The organism is Novosphingobium sp. TCA1 (genome assembly GCF_009811895.1).
Taxonomy (GTDB): Bacteria; Pseudomonadota; Alphaproteobacteria; order Sphingomonadales; family Sphingomonadaceae; genus Novosphingobium; species Novosphingobium panipatense_A.
In genome coordinates, this window is the sequence record NZ_BLJH01000041.1 from 1 (window position 1) to 21333 (window position 21333).

Consider the following 21333-nt stretch of genomic DNA (forward strand, 5'->3'; position numbering starts at 1 on the left):
AGCAGTCTTGAATCAGAACCCGGCCCGCTTGGGAATCCCTTTTGTCAACACGGCCTAGGCCGCCTTGTCGCAGCGCGTAGATCGTGACTCCGAATGCGAGCGCAAGTAAGGAGGCTATGACGAAGTTTCGCAGTGCCGGACCGATTTGGACGCCGCCTTTCCAGCGGATGAGGTGGAAGGCCCACATGGTACTCAACAGGACCATGGCTGTCTGACTCCAGGCCAATATCTCGATCCCGAAGGGAGCCGCCGCCGCCATGGCGACGATCGAGGCGATCGCGGTGACGAAGTTATAGATCATCACCCAATGCGTACGATCCAGAGCTGCGAAAGTGGGCTCAATCAGCATCTGGCCTATGCCGGCAATACCACGCAGGCCCATGGCATAAGTCACGACAAGTGCGGCCAGATAGGATGGTTGGAACAGTAGCGAAATGAGGTCGCCGCCAAATACGATAATAACCGCGCCGACCATCCCCGTAAGCAATGCTATAGTACCTGAAAACTGCGCGAGCATGGGTGATAAATCTCGATCATGCCGCGCGGCGCTGCCCAATTGATTGGAGGCAAAATTGCTCATCGGCTGGGTTAGGATGTCTGTAGCACCCGTGGCGATGCGATTCCCGAACCGATAGAGCCCTAAGGTTGTGGGCGAATGGAACAGGCCTAGCAGCAGATCAGCCGCATAGCGGGACAGGAAAGCCAGAAAGCGCGATCCATAGAGGCTGCTGGAGAAGGTCAAAGCCTTTTTGGCCAAAGCCGCGCTGAATTCGAGGCGGGGCCAGGTGCGACCGCCGAGTATGAACAGCGCTGTGCCGAATGCGATGCGGGCATAGCGGGCGGCGACCAGCGCAAAAAGGGAATGCCAGTACCATAGCAGCAGTCCTCCGCTGACAAGAGCCGCGAGGTTTTCGAGAAAGACGAACCTGAAATTGCGTGTCACTTCCTTGCGGCGCAGCAAAGTCGCTGATGACCAGGCGACGAGCGCAGCCGCCGGTTGGACCATGGCAAGCAGGATCAGGACAAGTGCAAGATCCGGCGCCTCAAACAATAATTCCAGCGGATATGCGAGTAGAATCAGAAGTGCCGATGCGCCGCCGACCAGAGGCAATATCATCCAGAAGCTGGTTGAAATTACTTCGGGATCTTCACTTTTGGATGTCAGAATGAATTGAAATATACCGGTATAAGTCAAGGTCTGTATGAGTATTATGAAGACATTGGCCAGGCTGAATATCCCGAATTCTGCTGGAATAAGGAATCGTGCGGCGAGGAGGGTCATGACAAGCGTCGAAAATTGCTCCAGCGCTCTTGCCGTGAAGGCGAAAAGGGCCAGGCCACCGCGGGTTCGGGCATAGCTTAGGGCGTTGTGCGACAATATTGCTGTGGTCATAAAAAGCTATCAGCGTTTTATTTGGTAAAGAGAATATTTTCGCTCATGAGAGCTTTAGTACGGAAGAACATGGCTCCGCGATAGTGCGCCAGCAATTCCGAGGCCGTTTCTTTTCTTTCCGACAATGATCTGCCCTTTCTCGCAAGCAAGGCCAACATCGCCGAGATGGCTGATGCTGTCATACTTGCTGAGCAGACCTATCACCGAGTATGTTGTGAAGGGATAGAGATGGGGTCGTTTTGGATGCAAAAGCGCGAATTTATCGAAAATGGTCGCACAATTTTCACGCATTTTTCCATGAGACTGGCAGGTGTTAATGATGAGATAATGAGTGGAGTATTTGAGAATATATTGAATAAATAATTGCAAACTCAAACCGCAATGATCTCCAAAACGGAATTTCTTCATGTTGCAGTGCCGAAGGTAGGGCGTATTTTCCAGACAACGATCATATGGGGGCGTGCATAGGCACGACAGGAACGGCACATGGGGAATGCTCACGTATCGAATGCTGGTTTGCGCGCGATCTATCCAACGCGGATCGAGCTATTTGACGCTGGCGTGGTGCGTGCGAACTTGCCTCGAACCGTAACGGTGTTGGAAGCGACGATATGGCGGCTGTTCGATATCATCACAGCCGTCGTGATCCTGGGTTTTATGCTGCCATTTATGACTGCGCTTGCCGCGGCGATCTATCTCGTAGATACAGGGCCGATACTGTATCGGCATCGTCGCATTGGCCATCAAGGACGGTATTTCCACTGCCTGAAATTTCGAACCATGCGTGTCGATAGTGACGCCGTGCTTGAGGTTCATCTGCGTTCGTCGGTATTGGCAAGAATGGAATGGGAAGCGACACGCAAATTGCGGAATGATCCAAGAGTTACACGTCTCGGTGCGGTGCTGCGCAAGTTGAGTCTCGATGAGTTTCCGCAACTCATCAATGTTATTCGTGGTGAAATGAGCATTGTCGGCCCACGACCCATCGTTGAGCAGGAAGTACAGAAATACGGGGCTTGCTTCGAGCACTATTGCCGTGTCCGCCCTGGCCTGACCGGCGTCTGGCAGACGAGCGGCAGAAGCGATGAATCTTACGATCGCCGCATCACGATGGATGTTTCTTATGTCATGCGTAAAAGTGTGCTCTTCGACGTCTGGCTTCTTGCCAAGACGGTGCCGGTGGTGCTGCTTTCCAAGGGAGCCTACTGATTGAGCAGGCAGGCCCTGACCCACCCGCAGCAGGTTTCTCGATCGGCGACGCGTAATGAGCGCTGTAGATTTTCCATGCGCTGGATTTAACTCTGCAGGCGGTATGGCGCAGCGCTGATTCCCTCTGCATATGTCTGATGATCAGGCAGTCTCTTGCGCCGTCGCTGTCTCAAAAAGTGGCAGTGTCTCTTCTTGCGTGGGCCGATCGAAATTCGATACCGTGACACCAACAAGACGTATGCCCTTCTCCGTCGGCAGGAGCGAACGGACTAATTCGAGGCTCGTTCTGCGCAGGATTTCCTGACCGCTTATGGCGGAAGCGCTTGTCCGGCTGCGGGTAACGATCTGAAAGTCGGAATACTTGACCTTGAGTGTCACCGTGCGTCCGAAAGCTTGCGCCCTCTCGCACCATGCCCAGACGTCGTCCGCTTGGCCGATCACTCCGGTTTCGATTTCGGTGTCGAGCAGGAGATCACGATCGAAAGTGGTTTCGGAGCCTGAGGACTTGCGCTCTCGGTCCGGGTTGACGGGGCGCTCATCGATACCCCGGGCGATGCGGAAATACCATTCAGCGGAACTGCCGAAATGCCGTTGCAGGAAATCCATCGACTTTGCGCGCAAGTCTGCGCCGGTTTCGATGCCCAGTTTCTGCATTTTTGCGGCGGTAACCGGGCCGACGCCATGGAAACGCTTTACCGGCAGCGTTTCCACCCATTCTGCGCCCATTTCCGGCGTGACCGCAAATTGTCCGTTGGGCTTGCGCTGGTCGGAGGCGAGCTTGGCGAGGAACTTGTTGTAGGAAATGCCGGCTGAAGCGGTCAGTCCGGTTTCTTCCAGAATGCGGCCCCGGATCTCTTTCGCCGTTTTCCAGGCTGTGGGAAGCCCGCGTTGGTTGGCTGTGACGTCGAGATAGGCTTCGTCAAGCGAGAGTGGTTGAACAAGATCGGTATAGTCGGCGAAAACCGCATGGATCTGCCGCGACACCGCCTTGTAAACATCGAATCGGGGCGGGACGAATATGAGCTCCGGGCAGCGTCGCAAGGCTGTGACGGAAGGCAGTGCAGAGCGGACGCCGAACTTACGCGCTTCGTAGCTGGCGGCTGCTACTACACCTCTGGCTGCGCCGTGGCCGACGGCAACCGGCTTGCCTCTGAGCGACGGATCATCCCGCTGTTCGACCGACGCAAAGAAGGCGTCCATATCGATGTGGATGATCTTTCTCTCTGATGCATCGGCCATGGATCATGTTTAGCATTATTGGAACAAACATGGAACTTTCTTTCTGCGCCGATTGGTGGGTCAAGCGGGGAAAATGGCGTTTCCTGCCATCTTCGGATGCGTGATACTATCGAGCCCTACGATAAGCGCAGGTTTGCCATGAGCATAACGATCACAGCGTTCGAAGATTCTCCCGACCGTGGGCGGGGCCTCGCCCGCGACATGCGTGTTCGCTGGGCCTTGGAGGAATTGGGGCTGGCTTATGATGTGCGGCTGCTTTCCTTCGAGGAGATGAAGCGTCCGGACTATCTGGCGCTCCAGCCTTTCGGACAGATCCCGAGTTATGTGGACGACGGTCTTGTCCTGTTCGAATCGGGCGCAATCGTTCTGCATCTGGCGCAGAGCCGGACTGGCCTGCTCCCCGTCGACCCGAATGCGCGGGCGCGGGCTGTCGCCTGGATGTTTGCGGCGCTCAACACGGTGGAGCCTCCCGTCTTCGAATGGTCGATGGCCACGGTGCTCGAACGCGAAAAGCCATGGCATGCAGATAGGCTGCCCATGTTGGAGGGGCGTGTACATGATCGGTTGCAACAGCTGTCGGCGTGGCTGGGGGAGAGTGAATGGCTTGAAGGCGCATTCAGTGCTGCAGACCTGCTGATGGTGACTGTGTTGAGCCGGCTGGGCAATTCGCACCTCCTGGCGGAATGGGCCAATCTCACGGCATATGTTTCCCGCGGTGTGGCGCGGCCCGCTTATCGGCGCGCCTTTGCCGACCAGCTTGCCGTGTTCGAAGCGGCCTCGGCCCGAAAAAGGAGTTGAGCCTCGGCGTCCGTTCCCGCGAAATTCCGTCTAAATTAGGGCTATGCAGGTCCTCGCGCATCCTTTGGAAAATATTTCCCGACGCTGGCGGTTCGGTTGCGATTTGTTGACGAAGTCAGGTTAATGCAGTGGGTTCAAGGGCAATGTCTCGGGACGCCAGGTAGGGATCGCGCATGCTTAACGGCCAGAAACTAGCGGGCCACCGCGGGGTGATCGCGGTCGTCGGTCTTCTCGGACTGACGCTGGGCGGCTCTGCGGCATTGTTTCTTACCTCGCAGTCGATGGATCGGATTGCCGCTAATCGACAGCAGCAACAGGTCGAAAAGACCGTTTCGCGTACCCTGGCAGGGGCGGCTGCGCAGGCTTCGGCGATCAGCGCGCGTCTGGAGCCCGCTCGCCAGATCGCCAAACTCGGGCCCGACGAGGCCGGTGCCTGGCTGGACAACGAACTGGGCCGCCCGACCGTATCGACGGAAACCAACAAGGCCGTCGCCATCGTGACGCGTTCGGGCGCGATCTACGGCTACACCAAGGGCGGACGTGCGGATGCCGACGATCTCGAACAGATGCAGGGCGCCGCAAATAGTCTTGTCGGTGCCCTGCGCGAAGAACGAGCCGCAAGTTCGAAAAAGGCCGATAGCGAGCCGAAGAGCAGGGCGGAAATCGCTGCGGTGCGCGGTGAGCCTGTCGTCGTTGCGGTATCACCGCTTCCGGCATCGGGAGAGCCGCTCGCGCTCGTCACCGTCACTTATCTCGATGACGCCCTGCTAAATCGCTGGGCCAGTACCCTGATGCTGGATGGCTTTACGGCGCTGAGTCCCCGTGCTGCCGTGCCGACCGGCATGCGCAGCGTCGGCCTTTCGGCTGCGGACGGCACCTCGCTGGGACGCCTTGCGTGGCATCCTGCAAAGCCCGGGGAAGCCATCCGCAAATACGTCATCCCGGCAACCCTGGCGATTGGTGCGGCGGTGCTTTGCCTGTTCCTGATGATTGCCCAGCGTGCCAGCAATCTTCGCGACGAAGCCGAATCGAATTCGAAGCGGGCACGCTATCTTGAGCTTTTCGACCCGATCACCGACCTGGTGAACCGCGCGACGTTCATCCGGCAGCTCGACCAGATCGCCGGCTCCCAGGCCTGCCAGTTGATCCTGCTCGATATCGACGATTTCAGTGCGATCAACGAGGAACTGGGGCACCGGGTCGGTGACGAAGTCATCCGTGATTTCGGCAGGCAGCTCGTCAAGGAATTCCAGGGCTCCCAGTGCCTGGTTTCGCGTCTGGACGGAGATGAGTTCGCGGTTCTGGTGGTCGGCAATTCCGACGTTTTCGAACTCGGCCCCCGTTCGACGGGCATTGTCGTCAGCCGCAGCGGCCGTGAGGGTGCGACATTGTCGGTGACGATCTCCGCCGGCGTCGCCGCTGCGCCCGAACATGGACATACCGCCAGCGAACTGATGCGCCATGCGGATATCGCCTTGGGCGCCGCAAAGGCGGCGGGCACGGCACGGCATGTGGTCTACGATCCCGCCCTCGGAGAAGCTTTCAAGAGCCGCAAGGGCCTTGAGGCGCGGATGAAGAAGGCGATCGAGGACGAGGGGTTCGAGCTGTTCTACCAGCCGATCATCAATCTCGGCACGATGAAGCCCGCGGGCGTGGAGGCTCTTCTTCGCCTGAAGCGCGGGGCCAAGGATACGCCGGCGGTGTTCGTGCCCGTCATCGAAAAGCTGGGCCTTATGCCCCAGCTTGGCGCCTGGATCATCCAGCAGGCCTTCCGAGACAGTCGCCGCTGGCCGGATCTGCGCACCTCGATCAACCTTTCGCCGCTCCAGCTGGAAAATCCGGCGCTGCTCGACCAGATCGACTTCAACCGTGCGCGTTTCGAGGTTGCTCCCAAGTCGATCGGCTTCGAGATTACCGAGGGCGTCCTGCTCAACAAGTCGCCGACCGTTCACGCCAACCTTCAGGGCCTGCGCGACCGGGGTTACATTCTGGCGCTGGATGATTTCGGGACCGGATATTCGTCCCTGAGCTATCTCTCGGAGTTCGAAATCCACCGTCTGAAGCTGGATCAGAGCTTCGTGCGCGGCGGGCGCCTGATCGAGAAGCGCAGCGCGACGCTGGTGCAGGGCGTGATCGACATCTGCCACAAGCTGAACATCGACGTGGTGGCTGAAGGCATCGAGGAAATTGCTGAAGCGGCCACCTTGCGCAAATGGGGATGCGATTTCGCCCAGGGCTATCAGTTCGGGAAACCGGCACCGGCCAGGATCGCCGCGCAGAACCTTGTCACTCTCCAAAACAATGTTGCGGCCATCGTCGATTACCGCACGGGTGAGCCGGTTCTGGGCGCGGTATAAAGGTCCATCCCGGAGGAGTCCTATTCCTCCGGGAAACCTCAAGGCCTAGTCGCCGCAGGCATTCATCGGCATGGAAACGTAGTCCAGCTTCACGTCGGAAATCGCGAGCGAAAGCGGTCCGGTTGCGGAAATCACCAGCGGCGCGGTGAGGGTATGCATGTCGGCGCCGCGACCGGCGAAGCATTGCAGCGGGATCGCGAAGCGCGACCAGGTTCCCGGAGCGGCCTTGGCAAGCGTGGCCGTGAGGGGGACGCCAGTGACCTTGCCGCCGCTTTCCACGCCAAGGGTCACCGGTCCCGTCGGCTGGCCGTCGATCCGATACTCGATCACCAGGCTGATTTCGCCGTTGCTTTCGCGCGAGAGGTCTATCGGTCGGGGCGCGACTATGGCGACGCGGCCGGTCGCATTACCGCTCCAGGTGAAGAGGCGGGCATCTTCCTGCGCGCGGCGGTCGATGCCGCCCTGCTTCACCAGTTCGGTATCGATCTGCCATCCCGGCGGGGTGCGGCCGGTGCCGTAGAATACGCCGGGCGTCGCCTCCGCCATGCCTGCGGGGCGCGCCTCGTCGAGCTTCGCGACTTTCCCGGGCTGGGCATAAGAAAGCCCGTAGCCGTACGGAAACAGTGGATCGTAGTCCGGATCGCGGCGGTTCAGCACATATTGGTCGGGCCGTTTGGGCCACGAGAAGCCGAGCTTGCCCTTGAAGTCGTGATCGATCGTGCCATCCGGTTTGGAGAACAGCACGTCGGCTACCCCGCCGCCCTCGCTGCCGGGCAGGAATGCCGCGACGAAGGCGTCCGCGGCGTTCAGTTCGGCATTAACCCAGAGCGGACGGCCGGAGAGGAACACGGCGACCACCGGAATGCCCGCTGCTTTCAGGCGCTTCAGCATCGCCAGATCGGGCTTGTCGCCGGGGCTGTATTCAAGATTGGGGATGTCGCCCTTGAATTCGGCATAAGGCGTTTCGCCGAAGACGACGATAGCGGCGTCGGGTTTCTTCGCGAATGTGCCGTCCGGTGCGTAAGTGGCGGTGCCTCCGGCGGCTTGCACCGTGTCTTCGATGCCCTTCCAGATCGAGGTGGCATTGGGAAAGGCGGAGTTGGGCAGATCGGCGCCCTGCCAGGTGATCGACCAGCCGCCCGCCTGCTGGCTCACGCTGTCGGCGGCCTTGCCCGCGACGAGAATCTCGGCGTTCGGCTTCAGCGGCAACACGCCTTCGTTCTTCAGGAGCACCAGCGATTCCCGTACGGCCTGCCGGGCGATCACCTTGCTGGCGGGGTTGGAAATCAGCTCGAACTTGCCCGCCACCGCGCGGCTAGACGGGCGGCCTCGGTCGAACGTGCCGGCGCGGACTTTCACGCGCAGGATGCGGCGCACGGCATCGTCGAGACGGGCCATCGGAATCGTGCCGTCCTTCACCTCGCGCAGGGTGTTTTCGTAGAGCTGCTTCCAGCCCGGCCCCGAATACATGAACATGTCGAGCCCGGCGTTGATCGCCTGCGGGCAGTCCTCGTTGGTGCAGCCCTTGACCTGACCGTGGCTGTTCCAGTCCCCGACCACGAAGCCGTCGAAGCCCATGCGCTCCTTCAATACGCCGGTCAGAAGCGATTTGTTACCGCTCATCTTCTCGCCGTTCCAGCTGGAGAAGCTGGCCATGACCGATTGGGTGCCGGCCTCGATGGCACCGGGGTAGCCGCCGAGATGGACATCGCGCAGAACCTGTTCCGAAACCTGCGTGTCGCCCTGGTCGCGCCCGCCGGTGCCGCCGTCGCCCAGGAAGTGCTTGGTGGTGGCGATCAGGTGATCGGGGGCGAGGAAGCCCTTCGTGCCGACTTTGCCCTGCACGCCTTCGATCATGGCCCCGGCATAGTCGGCGGCGATTTCCGGCTCCTCGCCGTAGCTTTCGTAAGTGCGGCCCCAGCGATCGTCCTGGACCACGGCCAGAGTCGGCGCGAATGTCCAGTCGAGTCCGGCGGCGGCGGTTTCCAGCGCGGTCACTTCGCCGATCTTGCGAATGAGGTCGCGGTCGCGCGCGGCGCCCAGGCCGATGTTGTGGGGAAAGAGCGTGGCGCCCACGATGTTGTTGTTGCCATGGACCGAGTCCGTGCCCCAGATGATCGGGATCTTCGGGCGACCGTCGCTGCGGGTCATCGAGGCGTCGTAGAACGCGTCCGCAAGCTTCAGCCACTTGGCGGGCGGGGCATATTCGTCGTCATAGGGGCCGCTGTTGCCGCCGTTGAGGACGGAGCCGATCTTGTAAGTCAGCACGTCGGCGGGCTTGATCGAGCCGATGTCCACCTGGATCAGCTGGCCGACCTTGTCCTCCACGGACATTGCCCGCATCAGGCTGTCCACCCGCTGCTCGACTTTCGGATCGCGCTGCGGCCGAGCGTTCACCTTGGGCCAGATCGCGGGATTGGCGACCGGGGAGGGCGCTGCCGATTGCGCCCCGGCCGTACCGGCGAGCGCCAGGGCAAGGATGGTCAGGGAAGCGGACGGGAAGGGGCGCATCGGTGGGTCTCCTGTGGAGCGCAAGTGGCGGTCAGGGCTTTGCGGTCATCCGGTCGAGCCGGGCGGAGCCTTCCAGTGCGGCGTCACCGGCGAAATGGCCGACGCGCAGCGGATAGGCGCCGGCATCGACGATCCAGCCCGGTGCTGTGTTGTCGAAGCGGGCGATGACGCGCGGATCGACGGTGAGCGCGACATGGCGGGTTTCTCCGGGCTGGAGCCGGACTTTCTCGAACCCGGCGAGGCGATAGGCCTTGGTGCCGGCCGCGCTCTTCGCCTCGACATAGAGCTGGGGCACATCGGCGCCCACGCGCTTGCCGCTGTTGGTGACGTCGAATTCGACGGTCAGTCTGACGCCGTCCGAAACCTTGAGGTTGGCATAGCGGAAGCTGGTGTAGGTGAGGCCGTAGCCGAAGGGGAACAGCGGCTTTTGGTTCCGGGCGGCGTACCAGCGATAGCCGACGTCTGCGCCCTCCGGGTATTCCACGGTGAAGGGGGCAACGCCGCCGCTCATGCCGTAGACGGTCTTGTCGCCTGCATCCCGGCGCGTCTCGGCGGCGCGGAGTTCGGCAAGGCCGAGCGGCTCGGGGCGGGGCGCCTGCTTGACGGCGACGGGGAAAGTGATCGGCAGGCGGCCCGAGGGATCGACATCGCCGAACAGGATATTGGCGATCGCCTCGCCGCCGCGCTGGCCGGGATACCAGGCTTGCAGGATCGCGGGCACGCGGCTCACCCAGGGCATCAGCACCGGCCCGCCTGCCTCGACGACGACCAGGGTTTTCTTGTTGGCGCCCGCGACGGCATCGATCAGCGCGTCCTGGTTTTCGGGCAGGGCCATGCTTTCGGGATCCTGCGCTTCGGTGCGCCAGGCCCAGGCGAAGACCACGGCCACGTCGGCGCCCTTTGCGGCCGCGGCGGCGGCCTTGGGATCGCTGCCGTCCACGTACGTCACGCTGGCACCCGGTGCGAGGGCCTGGATCGCCTTGAGAGGCGAGGAAGCATGCCACGTGATCCGCGCGAAGGAGGCAGCGGCGCCCTTGGTCAGTGGAATTTCGACCGGCGCGCCGCCGACCGAACGGACCTGCGACGAGCCGCCGCCGGAAAGCACGCCCACGTCGGCATGCGCGCCGATCAGCACGATCTTCTTCGCGCTCTTGGCCAGCGGCAGCAGGTTGCCTTCGTTCTTGAGCAGGACGATGCCTTCTTCCGCCGTACGCTGGGCGACTTCGGCGTGCCTGGCATAGTCGATCGGCTGCGCGCTTTCGGGGACGGGGTTGTCCATGAGGCCGCTATCGATCACGCCGAAGAGGATGCGGCGGACCATGTCGTCGAGCCGGGACATCGGTATGCGCCCTGCCTTGACGGCTTCTGCGAACTTCGTGTCGAAGAACATCCGGTCATCCAGTTCCTGCCCGGAATCCTGATCGAGACCGTTGATGGCGGCCTTCTCGGTCGAGTGGACCGCGCCCCAGTCGGACATGACCCAGCCCTTGTAGGCCCAGTCCTGCTTCAGGACCTTGTTCAGCAGCCAGTCGTTCTCGCAGGCATAGTCGCCGTTGACCTTGTTGTAGGCACACATGACGGAAGCGGGCTGGCCTGCCTCGATGCCGAGCTGGAAGGCAAGCAGGTCGCTCTCGCGCAGCTGTGCAGTGCCGATCCTGGCATCGAGCACGGTGCGGCCGGTTTCCTGGGAATTGAGCGCGAAATGCTTGATGGTGGAGACGATGTGGTTGCTCTGCACGCCCTTGATGTGCTCGCCGACCATGACACCGGCCAGCAGCGGGTCTTCGCCTAGATATTCGAAATTGCGGCCGTTCCAGGGATCGCGGGTAAGGTTGACGCCGCCCGCGAGCAGCACGTTGAACGTCTTGGCGCGCGCTTCGGCGCCGATCATCGCGCCGCCTTCGAAGGCGAGCCTCGGGTTGAAGGTGGCGGCGGTGGCGATGCTGGCGGGAAGCGCGGTGGCGACGTCACCCTTGCGCTGCTCGATCTGGTTGGCGACGCCGAGGCTGGCGTCGCTCTCGCGCAAGGTGGGGATGCCGAGGCGCGGGATGCCGGGGATGTGCCCTGCCGAGGGGATCATCGCGATCGGCGGCACCGGCTTGGCCAGCGGCGGGAAGTAGCCGTGGACGAGCTGGAGCTTCTCTTCCAGCGTCATGGCCTTGACCAGTGCATCCGCGCGCGCCTCGGCCGACTGGCTTGCCTGGGTCTTGGCGGTCTGCTGCGCCAGGACAGGCGCGGTCATGCTGCTGCCGAGCGTCAGCGCGGCAAGCAGGGCGGCAATTTTCTTCGTCATCTGGAAACCTTGTCGAGCGGGGGGGCGAAACGGGCGTGATAGTGATCGAGCAGCGCGCGGTGGTCGGGCAGGGCGCCGCGCGCACCGGCATGGGCGGCGCGGACGCGGGCGAAGACCTCGCGGGCTTCCTGCGCGCCGGGATAGCGCTGGATTCCCGCGGCCAGTCGGGTTTCGAAACCCATGCCGTAGAGGATGTAGTGGTAGCTGGGCGGCAGGAACGTCTCCAGATCGACCACAAAGTCGAACCGCGAGGGCGGGCGGTGGCGCCACTGGGCCAGCATGTCCTGCAAGGCTTCGGGGATCGAGGCCGGATCGGCATTGTCGCGCCAATAGGCGGTGTCGGTGCGGCGGGTGATGCAGTAGTGGAGCTTGAGGAAGTGGACGATGCGTTCGAAGCGCGCGGCCATAAGCCGGTTGAAGCTGCGCGCGGCGGCTTCGCGGGCGCTGCGCTCACCGGGTACGAGGAACTTCCCGACCATCTTGAGCGCGGCCTCGATCAGCATGATGCCGGTCGATTCCAGCGGCTCGAAGAACCCGGCGGAAAGGCCTACCGCGACGCAGTTGCCGATCCACTGGGTCTGGCGGTAGCCGGTCTCGAAGCGCAGCTGGCGCGGGGTCAGGCTGTCGCCTTCATGGCCCAGATAGCGGCGCAGGGTCGCTTCCGCCTCGTCGTCCGAGCAATGGCTGCTGGAATAGACATAGCCCACGCCGCGGCGCTCGGTGAGGCCGATATCCCAGGTCCAGCCTGCGTCATGCGCGGTTGCCAGCGTATAGGGGCGAACCGGGGCGCCGGGCCGAGCGTAAGGGACCTGCATGGCCAGGGCGCGGTCGTTGAACAGGCTTTCCGAGCAGGAGGTGAAGTCTGCGCCCAGAGTCTGGCCGATCAACAGGGCGCGGAAGCCCGAGCAGTCGAGGAAGAAATCGCCCTCCACGCGGCGACCGTCCGCCAGCACGAGCGCGGCGATATCGCCGTCCTCGGCCTGTTCGACTTGTGCCACCAGGCCTTCGATGCGCGTTACCCCGGCAGCGGCGGAGATGTCGCGCAGATAGTCCGCAAAGCGGGCCGCGTCGAAGTGATAGGCATAGTTCATCGGGCCGGAGAAATCGGGGTCTTCCACCCGTTTCGGCGCGCGCCCTGCGCGGATGACCTGTTCCTGCACGGTGACTGCGTCGGCCCAGGGCAGGCGTGCCGCGCTGTCCTCAGCGATCCAGTGCGGAAGGAGCGCCTCGTCCTCACCGCCGATGGGCAGGTTGAAGGGGTGGAAATAGCTGTCGCTGCCGGTGGCCCAGCCGTCGAACAGCACACCTTGCTTGAAGGTGGCGTCGGCCCGGACCAAAAATTCCGCCTCGCTGATCCCGAGGCCCGCCAGCGTGGTGCGGATCGTGGGAAACGTTCCTTCCCCCACGCCGATGATGCCGATCTCGCTGGATTCGACCAGCGAGATGTCGCGCATCTTCAGCGTGCGGGAAAGGTAGGCGGCGGCCAGCCATCCGGCCGTGCCGCCGCCCAGGATGACGACGCGACCGGAGGAGGGGTAGTCGGTCGTCATGTTCTATCCTTTCAGCCGTTTAGAAGCTCGCGCGGGCGCGGACGCCCCAGGTGCGAGGGGGCTGGAGGTTCGAGAGGAACACCGGATCGTAGCGCGGCGCGCCGAAGGCACCGGCACCGGTACGGATATGTCCGTTCTCGATGTTCTGGACGAAGGCCTCGACCGAATACTTGCCGTCCGCGGGCTCGAAGCGGATCGAGGCGTCGGAGCGGAAGTAGGCCTTCTGCTTGTCCCACGAGGTGCCGTTGGTGCCGCGATCGGGCATGTTTTCGGCGGGATCGTTGGCATTCACGAAGGGATTGGCATCGCCGTTGAAGTAGCTCAGCCAGCTGCGGGTCTCGTAGTGGGTGGTGAAGCGCGGGGTGATGCGCGCGCCGCTCGCCAGCTCGAAATCGTGCTCGTAGCTCAGCGTCGCCGAGAAGCGCGGCGCATGGGCCAGTTCGTTGCCCTTGAGCTGTACGATCGAGGAAGCCTTGCCGCCATCGTAGAGACGGCCATCGACGCTTTCGAGATCGTCCAGCTTGGTCTTCTGCACGGTGGCCGAAAGGTTCAGGCGGTCGTGGGGCGTGAAGGTGGCATTGAGTTCGCCTTCCAGACCGTAGGCTTTCGCGCCCTTGGCGTTCTGGGTCACGATCTGGCTACGCACCACGTTGCCTTCATCGTCGCGGAAGGTGACGGCCTGGTTGACCTGATATCCCTTGAAGTCGGAATAGTAGGCCGCCAGGTTGAGCGTCACCGCGCGGTCGAGCAGACGGGTCTTGAGGCCGACTTCGTAGTTGGTCAGCGTCTCGGGATCGGTCAGGCCGGCATTGTCCTGGATATTGCCCGACTTGAAGCCGGTGGAAATGCTGGCATAGCCCAGCGTGTCCTCTGCCAGGTCGGCATCGACGCGGGCGAGGTAGGTCAGCTTGTCCCACTTGCCCTTCACGTCGTTGTTCGAGATCGAAAAGCCGGGCAGCAGGGCGACCAGTTCCTGGGCCGTGGCGTTCGGGTATGCCCCGAAGATGCCACCGGTGCAGGCGCCGCCGGGTGCCTTGTCGGCATCGGTGCAGCCTTCGCCCGAGAACGTCACGTTGCGGCCGCCGATGTCCTCTTTCTTGTCGGAGGTATAGCGCAGGCCGCCGGTGAAGCGCAGCCAGTCCGACGCATGCCAGACGGCCTGGCCGAACACGGCGCGGCTGTCGATCTGGCGGTTGGCCTGGATGAAGCTGCCCGCCCAGCTGAAGGTGCCGTCGCGGTAGCCGTTGCGCTGGTCGATATCGAAGCGGATCTTGTTCTTCTCGTGGCTGTAATAGGCGCCGAGGATCCAGTCGATATCGTTCTCGCCGGTGGACTTGAGCTGGAGTTCGTGGCTCTGGAAGTCATAGCGCGAGGAGAGCGTGGCGTTCTCGTTGAAGGCGCCGAGCGGCAGGTCGTTGCCGTCCGCATCGACCTGGCCGGTCGGGGGCAGGGCGCCCGCGTCGGCATCGGTGCGAGTGCTGCCGCCGATCCGCGACCAGCCCGCGATGTAGCTGAGCTGTACGCCATCGGTGATGTCGTAGTTCATCGTGCTGCGCACGGCGACCGAGTAGCGATCGGTTTCCGGTGCCGTATCGCTGAGCGTGGACCAGCGCTTGGTGCCCGCGCGCGGGGTCTGGAGCAGGCCGATCACCGGTGCGCCGTTGTCCAGGAAGCCTTCGCCCGAGAGGTTCCAGCTGAACTTGTCGCTGGGCTGCCAGAGCATCGAGACGCGGCCCGATTGCTGGTCGGCGGCGTAGTACTTCTTGCCCGACGTGACGAAGGCCGACTTGTTGATACCGACGATGTCCGGCGCGGGCTGATAGTCGGCATAGCCGTCATGCCGGTCGCTGACGAAGGCGACGCGGAAGGCCAGGGCGTCGGTGACGGGAATGTTGATCGCGCCGCGCACGCCGAGACGGTCGTAATTGCCGCCGACCACTTCGACATTGCCCGAGAATTCGCCGAGTTTCGGCTTGGCCGAGATCAGGCTGAGTGCGCCGACAGTGGCGTTGCGGCCGAACAGCGTGCCCTGCGGGCCGCGCAGCACTTCGACGCGCTCCATGTCGTACATCAGTACCGAAGCGCCTTGCGAGCGCGGCGAGTAGACGCCGTCGATGTAGATGGCGACTTCAGGGTCGGCTACTTCGGTATAAGCGCTGTCGTTGCCGATGCCGCGCAGGGTCAGCAGCACGGCCGACTGGTCACCCTGCTGGTTGAACTGCAGCGAGGGAACGAAGCGCGCCAGATCGGTGACGTCTTTCACGCCGTTCTTGGTCAGGGTTTCCTGGCTGAACGCAGAGATCGCGATAGGCGTCGATTGCAGCGTGGTTTCGCGGCGCGTGGCGGTGACGATGATGTCCCCGCTGGACGCGGCGGGCGCGCTCTGCTGCGCCGGTGCGGCTGCATCCTGAGCGTGCGCTGTTGCGGAAACGGAAAACAGGCAAGCCGCGAGCGCGGTGCTCGCGACGAGATCGTGCCTCGTCATTTCATCCTCCCAGATGTGTTTGTACTTGTGAGGCTCCATTGGCCGATGTCTGACATCGATGTCAACATCAATTTGACATCGATGTCAGACATCGGCCAATGGAGTGATCGGAAGATAGTCCCCGTGCGTGGCGGGTCGCGCGGGACCAATCGATTGCCTTCGCCGTTCGGGTGCCATAGATGTCCACGATGTCGCTTTCCCCTTCGATCAGCAGGTCCCCGGAGACACGGGAATCGGTGACCCGACGCCTGTTCTGGCTGTCGATCGGGGTGTTCTTCATCGGTGGGTTCCTGAGCGCGTCCGTCGGTCTGCTGGTGCCTCAGCTCAAGTCGGTCTTGGTGCTGGACTACAAGGGGGCCTTGCTCGTCCAACTGGCTTTCCACTCCAGTTATCTGCTCTTTGCACTGCCCGCCGCGCTTTCGGTCGTTCGAATCGGTTACATGCGCGCTATTGCGACCGGGTTGACGATCATGGCCGCGGGTTGCCTGGCACTCGCACTGGCGCAAGGCATGCGCGAATTCCTGCTGGTGCTGGCCGCGCTGTTGCTGCTTTCGGGAGGGCAGACGATCCTTCAGATCGCCGCCAACACAGTGGTCACGGTCTTCGGACCATCGCGCCGGTCCGCTTTCCGGCTCAACCTGCTGCAGGGGTTCAATTCGCTGGGCACTGTGCTCGGCCCGCTGCTGAGCGCGCCGTTCCTGCTACAGGACATCGCGCCCGGCGCACGCGCGGATGTGGCGGCTTCAGCACCTTTCATCGTCATCGGTGCCGTTCTGGCGATGCTGGCGACGCTCTATGCCGCGCACCGGCAGCTTTTGGCGGGATCGCCTTCGGGAATGGGCGACTATCTGCCGAAGGACTGGAGAAGGCAGATCGTTGCCGTGCTTGCCGAGCGCAGGTTGCTCTGGGGAACGCTGGCGATCTTTCTCTATGTCGGCGCGGAAGTGACGATCGGTACGCTGATGACCAATGTCCTGATGTTGCCGAGCAGACTGGGGCTGGAGCCTGTCAGCGCGGGACGGCTGGTCAGCCTCTATTGGGCAGGTGCGATGGTGGGGCGGTTCATGGGGGCCTGGCTCATGACGCGGATCGCCGAGACGCGGTTGCTGTTCTGCGCGGCGCTGGCGGCGATCGGGTTGACGGTGGCAGCGGTTGTCGTGCCCGGCGTGATCGGGGCGGGCATGCTTATCGCGGTCGGCCTGTGCAACGCGATTATGTATCCGACGATCTACGCTCTCGCGATGCCCGAAGACAGCAGCAAGGCGCCGCTGGCCTCCATGTGGCTTTGCATGGCGGTCGTCGGCGGCGCGGTCGTGCCGATCCTGACTGGCGCCGCCGCCGATGCCGTTGGCCTCCTCAAGGCTCTTCTGCTTCCGGCGGCATGCTACGTCGGGATTGCGCTGTTCGCGCGCCATTGCATGGGAATGAGGGAGCCGCGGTCTTGAGCATCGTCACGATCAAGGACGTTGCCGCGCGGGCAGGCGTTTCCCCCAAGACCGTTTCGCGCGTCATCAACGGCGAAGCGCATGTGCGGCCGGAAGTGCGGGAATTGGTGCAGAAGGTGGTGGCCGAACTGGATTACCGCCCCAATGCCTTTGCCCGCAGTCTCTCCAGTACGCGTTCCTACCTGCTTGGGCTTTTCATCGACGATCCCGTTTCGGGCTATGCCGCCGATGTCCAGCACGGGGCGCTGATCGGCTGCCGCGAACGTAGTTATCACCTTGTCGTCGAGCCGGTGGATCTGGCGGCCCCGGGCTGGGAAAATCAGGTGCGCGGAAGCATCTCGGCGCTGCGGTTGGACGGCGCCATCGTTGCCCCGCCGATCTGCGACGAAGCGGCATTGATGGCCGTATTCGCGGAGGCAGGGCTGCCTACCGTGCTGGTCGCGCCGAGCGTGGCCCCACCCACATCCGGCACCGTGCGCATGGACGATCAGCTCGCGGCGCAGGAGATGACAGAATACCTGCTCGGGCTTGGCCATCGCCGCATCGGCTTCGTCCAGGGGCCGATCCGTCACAGCGCCTCGGCACGGCGCGAGGAAGGTTTTCGCCGGGCCATGGAAAAGGCGGCGGTTACTGTGGACGAAGCCTGCGTAGTGCGTGGCGATTTCAGTTCGCGGACGGGGATGGAACTTGGGGAGAAGCTGCTCGCCTTGCCGGATCGCCCCACCGCGATCTTCGCCTCGAACGACGACATGGCCCTTGGAGTGCTGATCACCGCGATGAAGCATGGCATCGCCGTGCCGGAAAAGCTGTCCGTCTGCGGTTTCGACGATGCACCCTCTTCGCGCGCGGCTTGGCCGCAAGTCACCACCGTTCGCCAGCCCAAGGCCGAAATGGCGGCGGCGGCTGTCGATATCCTGGTGAACCCGCAATTCAGGCGAAAGGCGGGGGGCGAGGGTTCTCACTTGATGTTGCCGCATGAACTCGTTCTGCGCGGCAGCACGGGGCCGATCTGACTGGCGGGGATGTTTGGCGCCGGTGCGCTTCGAGTTTCAGCACCGTTCGGAATGTTTAGGGCACCGGATGGGAGAGGTCGCCGATGCGTCTGGTTCCGAATGTGGGCGGGAGGCTTCAAGTCCATTTTCCAGAAGGCGGCGAAATATGCGCTGCGCCGGCAAATCGTAGAACTTGGTTGCCAGCAAGGCGATGATCAGAATGGCCGGCAGCGTAAGATAGGCCTCGAATCCGGCTTCTTCCTTGCCGGTTAACTTCTCCGAGACGCCCGAATAGAGCGCGAGAAGCGGTACGTGTAGACCGTAAAGAGGATAGGAAATGGCGCCAAGGAGGCTGGCGCCGGGCAGCACTTTCTGGCGTCCTGCCGATACGGCCAGCATCAGCGCCAGCGGCAGGACGAGGATGGTCATGGGTAAAGACCAACGGATCGAATGCAGCGGCATGACCAGAGCGACCACGATCAGCGCGAGCGACATGAAAGCGGCGCTTTGGCCAAGATAAGGCAATCGGCCGCGCATTGCGTGGATCAGCAGTCCAATCAGGAACCCGTAAGACACCCGGGCAAGTCCGCCTGACATTGTCGGGATGCTCCAGCCCAGATCCATGGTGTCGTGCCGGATCGCCAATGTGATCAGCATGGCCATCGCCGCGATGGCAAGGACGATCAGTACTGGGCGTGCCAGGCGCACCAGCAAACCGGCCCAGACGACGTTGATGATCACTTCGAAAAATAGCGACCAGAGCGGACCGTTGACAGGGAAGGCTTCCCAGGCCGTGGCCTGACCGCTCCAACATTTCGGCAACAGCATCACGTTGAGCGCGGCGCTGGCCAGAATTTCGGGCAGGCTGTCCGAGCGGTCCGGTGCGACCAGCCAGCGGGCGAGGGCGTAAGCGGTTCCCAAGGCGGCTCCCAGGATCACGATCGGCATCATTCGCGCCAGGCGACGGCTTGCGAATTCTCGAAAGGTCATGCCGTTATCGAGGCGTTTCCCATAGGCGGCAGCAATGACAAACCCGCTCAACATGAAGAAGAAATCGACGGCGAGATAACCGTGGGGGGCCAGGTTCGGCGCCCCGGTCCGTGTTCCGATATGGAAGACGAGCACCATGAGCGCGGCTATGCCTCTCAATTCGTCGAGGAAGTCAAAACGATTCTGCTGGTGGCTTGCAGATCTCATGTCGCTGTCGCTCATCGTGGCGAGTCTTGTGAAAGAGTTTTCCTGAACGGATGAAATTCCCGCGGTGCCGCAGTGTTACCCTCGCTGGAAACCGGCAACTGTGGTTTGCCGGACCAAAGCACCGTTTGCGGTCGGCGAGAGAGGGTGATGTGAAGCGCCGCGGTGATGGCGAACCCGAACCCGGTGAGCGGCTCGAAGTTGGCATCGGCAATCATGAGCGAAACGACGATCATGGGAACATAGGAATACCGGAATGCCGACAATATGATCTGGGATTCCAGCGTCTTGTAGCGCGGTGATCGGAAGAATGATTGCGCAGCGAAAGCGTAGAACAGCGTGGCGCCTAGTATGCCGGAGGCACTCAACACGGCGATGATGCTGCTCGACGATCGCGTGCTCCCAAGGCCGATTCCTATGCCGTTGCTGGCGAAGAGGCTGGAGAGTGCGATCGACCGCCACATTCCTCTTTCCTCGTAGGAGAGAGAAGACGTCTTTTGCAGTACCATCCGGTCAATCATGGCCAGTATCGGATCGAGAAGGCCGGGCCTGAACAGCAGAGCCAGGGTTATCGTGACCAGTACGATAACCAGCAGGGAGAGTTCCCCCAGCAGGCCTCGCTTGAACAAGGCCGTACTGGACTGTTCCATATTGGCCCGAAGCAGCCACTCAAAACCGGCCATACCGAAGAACATGGCCAGTCCTATGTAAGTGGCCGAGGATTTGGATTGCCAGCACAGCAGGATCAGCAGCAGAAGAAGAACCGGGCACAGGCAATCGCGCAGTTTGTGATCAATGATGGCGCGTCTGTAGAAATGGAGCGCGCAGAGGAAGCCGAGGCAATAGTTTCCGAAGGCCGATGCTTCCGGCATCAGTCCTACCACGCGTTTCGATCCGAGCACTTCGACGTCCGTCGCCAGGGCGTAGGATGCTGTCCTGAACGGTGCTAGAAAGCGACCTATAGGTACGTATTGGCTGGCGAAATCCACTATTCCGGTCAGTACCAGTACAGCGGCGCCCAGGCAGATCGCCTGGAGAGCGTGCTGCCGCATGGCCGGACTCTGCAGCAGTCTGGTCATGGCGAAAACGGTGAATACCGAAATCGTCATGTAGACCCACTGTGAAATATTTTGCGTGGTGGGTTGCAGGGGCGAAGGCGTGCTCAGAACGCCCCGAACCGGAACCACCAGGATATCACCCATGAAAAGCCGAGGCATGAACAGGGTCGTCACGCTGGCTACGATCCAGAAGGCGAAAAGGCAGAACAGCCGGTCCGGGCGGAGGGCAAGAGTGAGGAACGCGGCGGGGACACCACGCGTCAGGAAGGCTTTTCCGATCAGGATCAGGGCCATGATCGGTGTGGCCACCAAGGTTAGCCCGCCGGTGGCATTCGTGGGGATGGCCGCGCAGGCGCCGAAAGGCATCGTTGCAAAAAAGAGATAGAGCGCGATGTGCGGACGGCTCGCCATGGCCCATAAGGCCAAGGTCCAGAACAGCACGATCGGCAAGGCGTTCATAGGCGGCTTGTCGTCAGTCTTGACTGAGATAATTTAGTATCAAGCCGAGGCGTTTCGCAGATGGAATTATCACGATCTTCTCAGCTCCGATATCGCGCTCAGCACGGCAGGCGTTTCCTGTGCGGCAACCTCTTCTAATCCGCTCGGCCAATAGACTGCAGTTCAATTGCCTCCTAATCGGTCGCACTCGATGTCTTGACGTAGCGTTTGCGTGGAAAATGAAGTCATTTTCGATGGATCTCCGGTTATACTGGATGGCTTGATACGTAGTTATACCTGATAGGATGATCGGCAATTGTTCATGAAGATGTCGTTCTGGATAACCATGCCGATACATCGATCGTAATCGT

Annotated in this window: 14 protein-coding genes; 5 read left to right on the top strand and 9 right to left on the bottom strand. The window is 62.0% G+C overall.

The genetic code is table 11. The annotated features are described in order from the left end of the window. Window positions 1–1393: oligosaccharide flippase family protein (locus NTCA1_RS25180; RefSeq protein ID WP_159832176.1), on the bottom strand; the 1393-nt coding region annotated here is incomplete at its 3' end. Window positions 1394–1447: 54 nt separating this feature from the next. After that, window positions 1448–1801 carry a hypothetical protein gene (locus tag NTCA1_RS25185; protein ID WP_159832177.1) on the bottom strand — a complete coding sequence of 118 codons (354 nt, stop codon included), beginning with the start codon at window positions 1799–1801 and terminating at the stop codon, window positions 1448–1450. A 78-nt stretch (window positions 1802–1879) separates the two neighbouring features. On the opposite strand from NTCA1_RS25185, the gene NTCA1_RS25190 reads away from it, so the two are divergent. Next, window positions 1880–2602 (top strand): sugar transferase, encoded by a 723-nt coding sequence (locus NTCA1_RS25190; RefSeq protein WP_159832178.1) that lies wholly within the window; start codon window positions 1880–1882, stop codon window positions 2600–2602. Between the two features lie 141 nt (window positions 2603–2743). Here the strand turns inward: NTCA1_RS25190 and dinB are convergent, their stop codons facing one another. Next, window positions 2744–3841 (bottom strand): DNA polymerase IV, encoded by a 1098-nt coding sequence (gene dinB, locus NTCA1_RS25195; RefSeq protein ID WP_159832179.1) that lies wholly within the window; start codon window positions 3839–3841, stop codon window positions 2744–2746. A 138-nt stretch (window positions 3842–3979) separates the two neighbouring features. Here dinB and NTCA1_RS25200 point away from each other — a divergent pair, with 138 nt between their 5' ends. Further along, the gene (locus NTCA1_RS25200; RefSeq protein WP_159832180.1) at window positions 3980–4639 is read left to right on the top strand and encodes a glutathione S-transferase family protein; all 660 of its coding nucleotides are present in this window, start codon (window positions 3980–3982) and stop codon (window positions 4637–4639) included. Between the two features lie 173 nt (window positions 4640–4812). Continuing rightward, entirely contained in the window at window positions 4813–6996 is a 2184-nt protein-coding gene (locus tag NTCA1_RS25205; protein WP_159832181.1) for a bifunctional diguanylate cyclase/phosphodiesterase, read from the top strand. 45 nt (window positions 6997–7041) lie between these two features. On the opposite strand, the gene NTCA1_RS25210 is transcribed toward NTCA1_RS25205, so the two are convergent. The 4 genes from NTCA1_RS25210 to NTCA1_RS25225 are packed head-to-tail and all read right to left on the bottom strand — an operon-like array spanning window position 7042 to window position 15835. Then, complete coding sequence (locus NTCA1_RS25210; protein WP_159832182.1) at window positions 7042–9507, bottom strand: exo 1,3/1,4-beta-D-glucan glucohydrolase; 2466 nt, start codon at window positions 9505–9507, stop codon at window positions 7042–7044. A gap of 31 nt (window positions 9508–9538) precedes the next feature. Then, window positions 9539–11800: a beta-glucosidase gene (locus NTCA1_RS25215; RefSeq protein ID WP_159832183.1), complete on the bottom strand. Its 2262-nt coding sequence runs from the start codon at window positions 11798–11800 to the stop codon at window positions 9539–9541. After that, window positions 11797–13350 (bottom strand): tryptophan halogenase family protein, encoded by a 1554-nt coding sequence (locus NTCA1_RS25220; protein WP_159832184.1) that lies wholly within the window; start codon window positions 13348–13350, stop codon window positions 11797–11799. Before NTCA1_RS25220 ends, NTCA1_RS25215 begins: the two co-directional genes overlap by 4 nt. Before the next feature lie 19 nt (window positions 13351–13369). Continuing rightward, the gene (locus NTCA1_RS25225) at window positions 13370–15835 is read right to left on the bottom strand and encodes a TonB-dependent receptor (RefSeq protein WP_159832185.1); all 2466 of its coding nucleotides are present in this window, start codon (window positions 15833–15835) and stop codon (window positions 13370–13372) included. A gap of 179 nt (window positions 15836–16014) precedes the next feature. Here NTCA1_RS25225 and NTCA1_RS25230 point away from each other — a divergent pair, with 179 nt between their 5' ends. Both NTCA1_RS25230 and NTCA1_RS25235 read left to right on the top strand, forming a co-directional pair. Continuing rightward, on the top strand, window positions 16015–17280 hold the full coding sequence (locus tag NTCA1_RS25230) for an MFS transporter (protein WP_159832186.1): 1266 nt from the start codon (window positions 16015–16017) through the stop codon (window positions 17278–17280). Next, entirely contained in the window at window positions 17277–18293 is a 1017-nt protein-coding gene (locus tag NTCA1_RS25235; RefSeq protein WP_159832187.1) for a LacI family DNA-binding transcriptional regulator, read from the top strand. The genes NTCA1_RS25230 and NTCA1_RS25235 overlap by 4 nt, the downstream gene beginning before the upstream one ends. 36 nt (window positions 18294–18329) lie before the next feature. Here NTCA1_RS25235 and NTCA1_RS25240 read toward each other — a convergent pair whose 3' ends face one another. Next, the gene (locus NTCA1_RS25240; RefSeq protein ID WP_159832188.1) at window positions 18330–19484 is read right to left on the bottom strand and encodes an acyltransferase; all 1155 of its coding nucleotides are present in this window, start codon (window positions 19482–19484) and stop codon (window positions 18330–18332) included. After that, the gene (locus tag NTCA1_RS25245; RefSeq protein ID WP_201282599.1) at window positions 19481–20983 is read right to left on the bottom strand and encodes a hypothetical protein; all 1503 of its coding nucleotides are present in this window, start codon (window positions 20981–20983) and stop codon (window positions 19481–19483) included. The genes NTCA1_RS25240 and NTCA1_RS25245 overlap by 4 nt, the downstream gene beginning before the upstream one ends. Window positions 20984–21333: the final 350 nt, after the last annotated feature.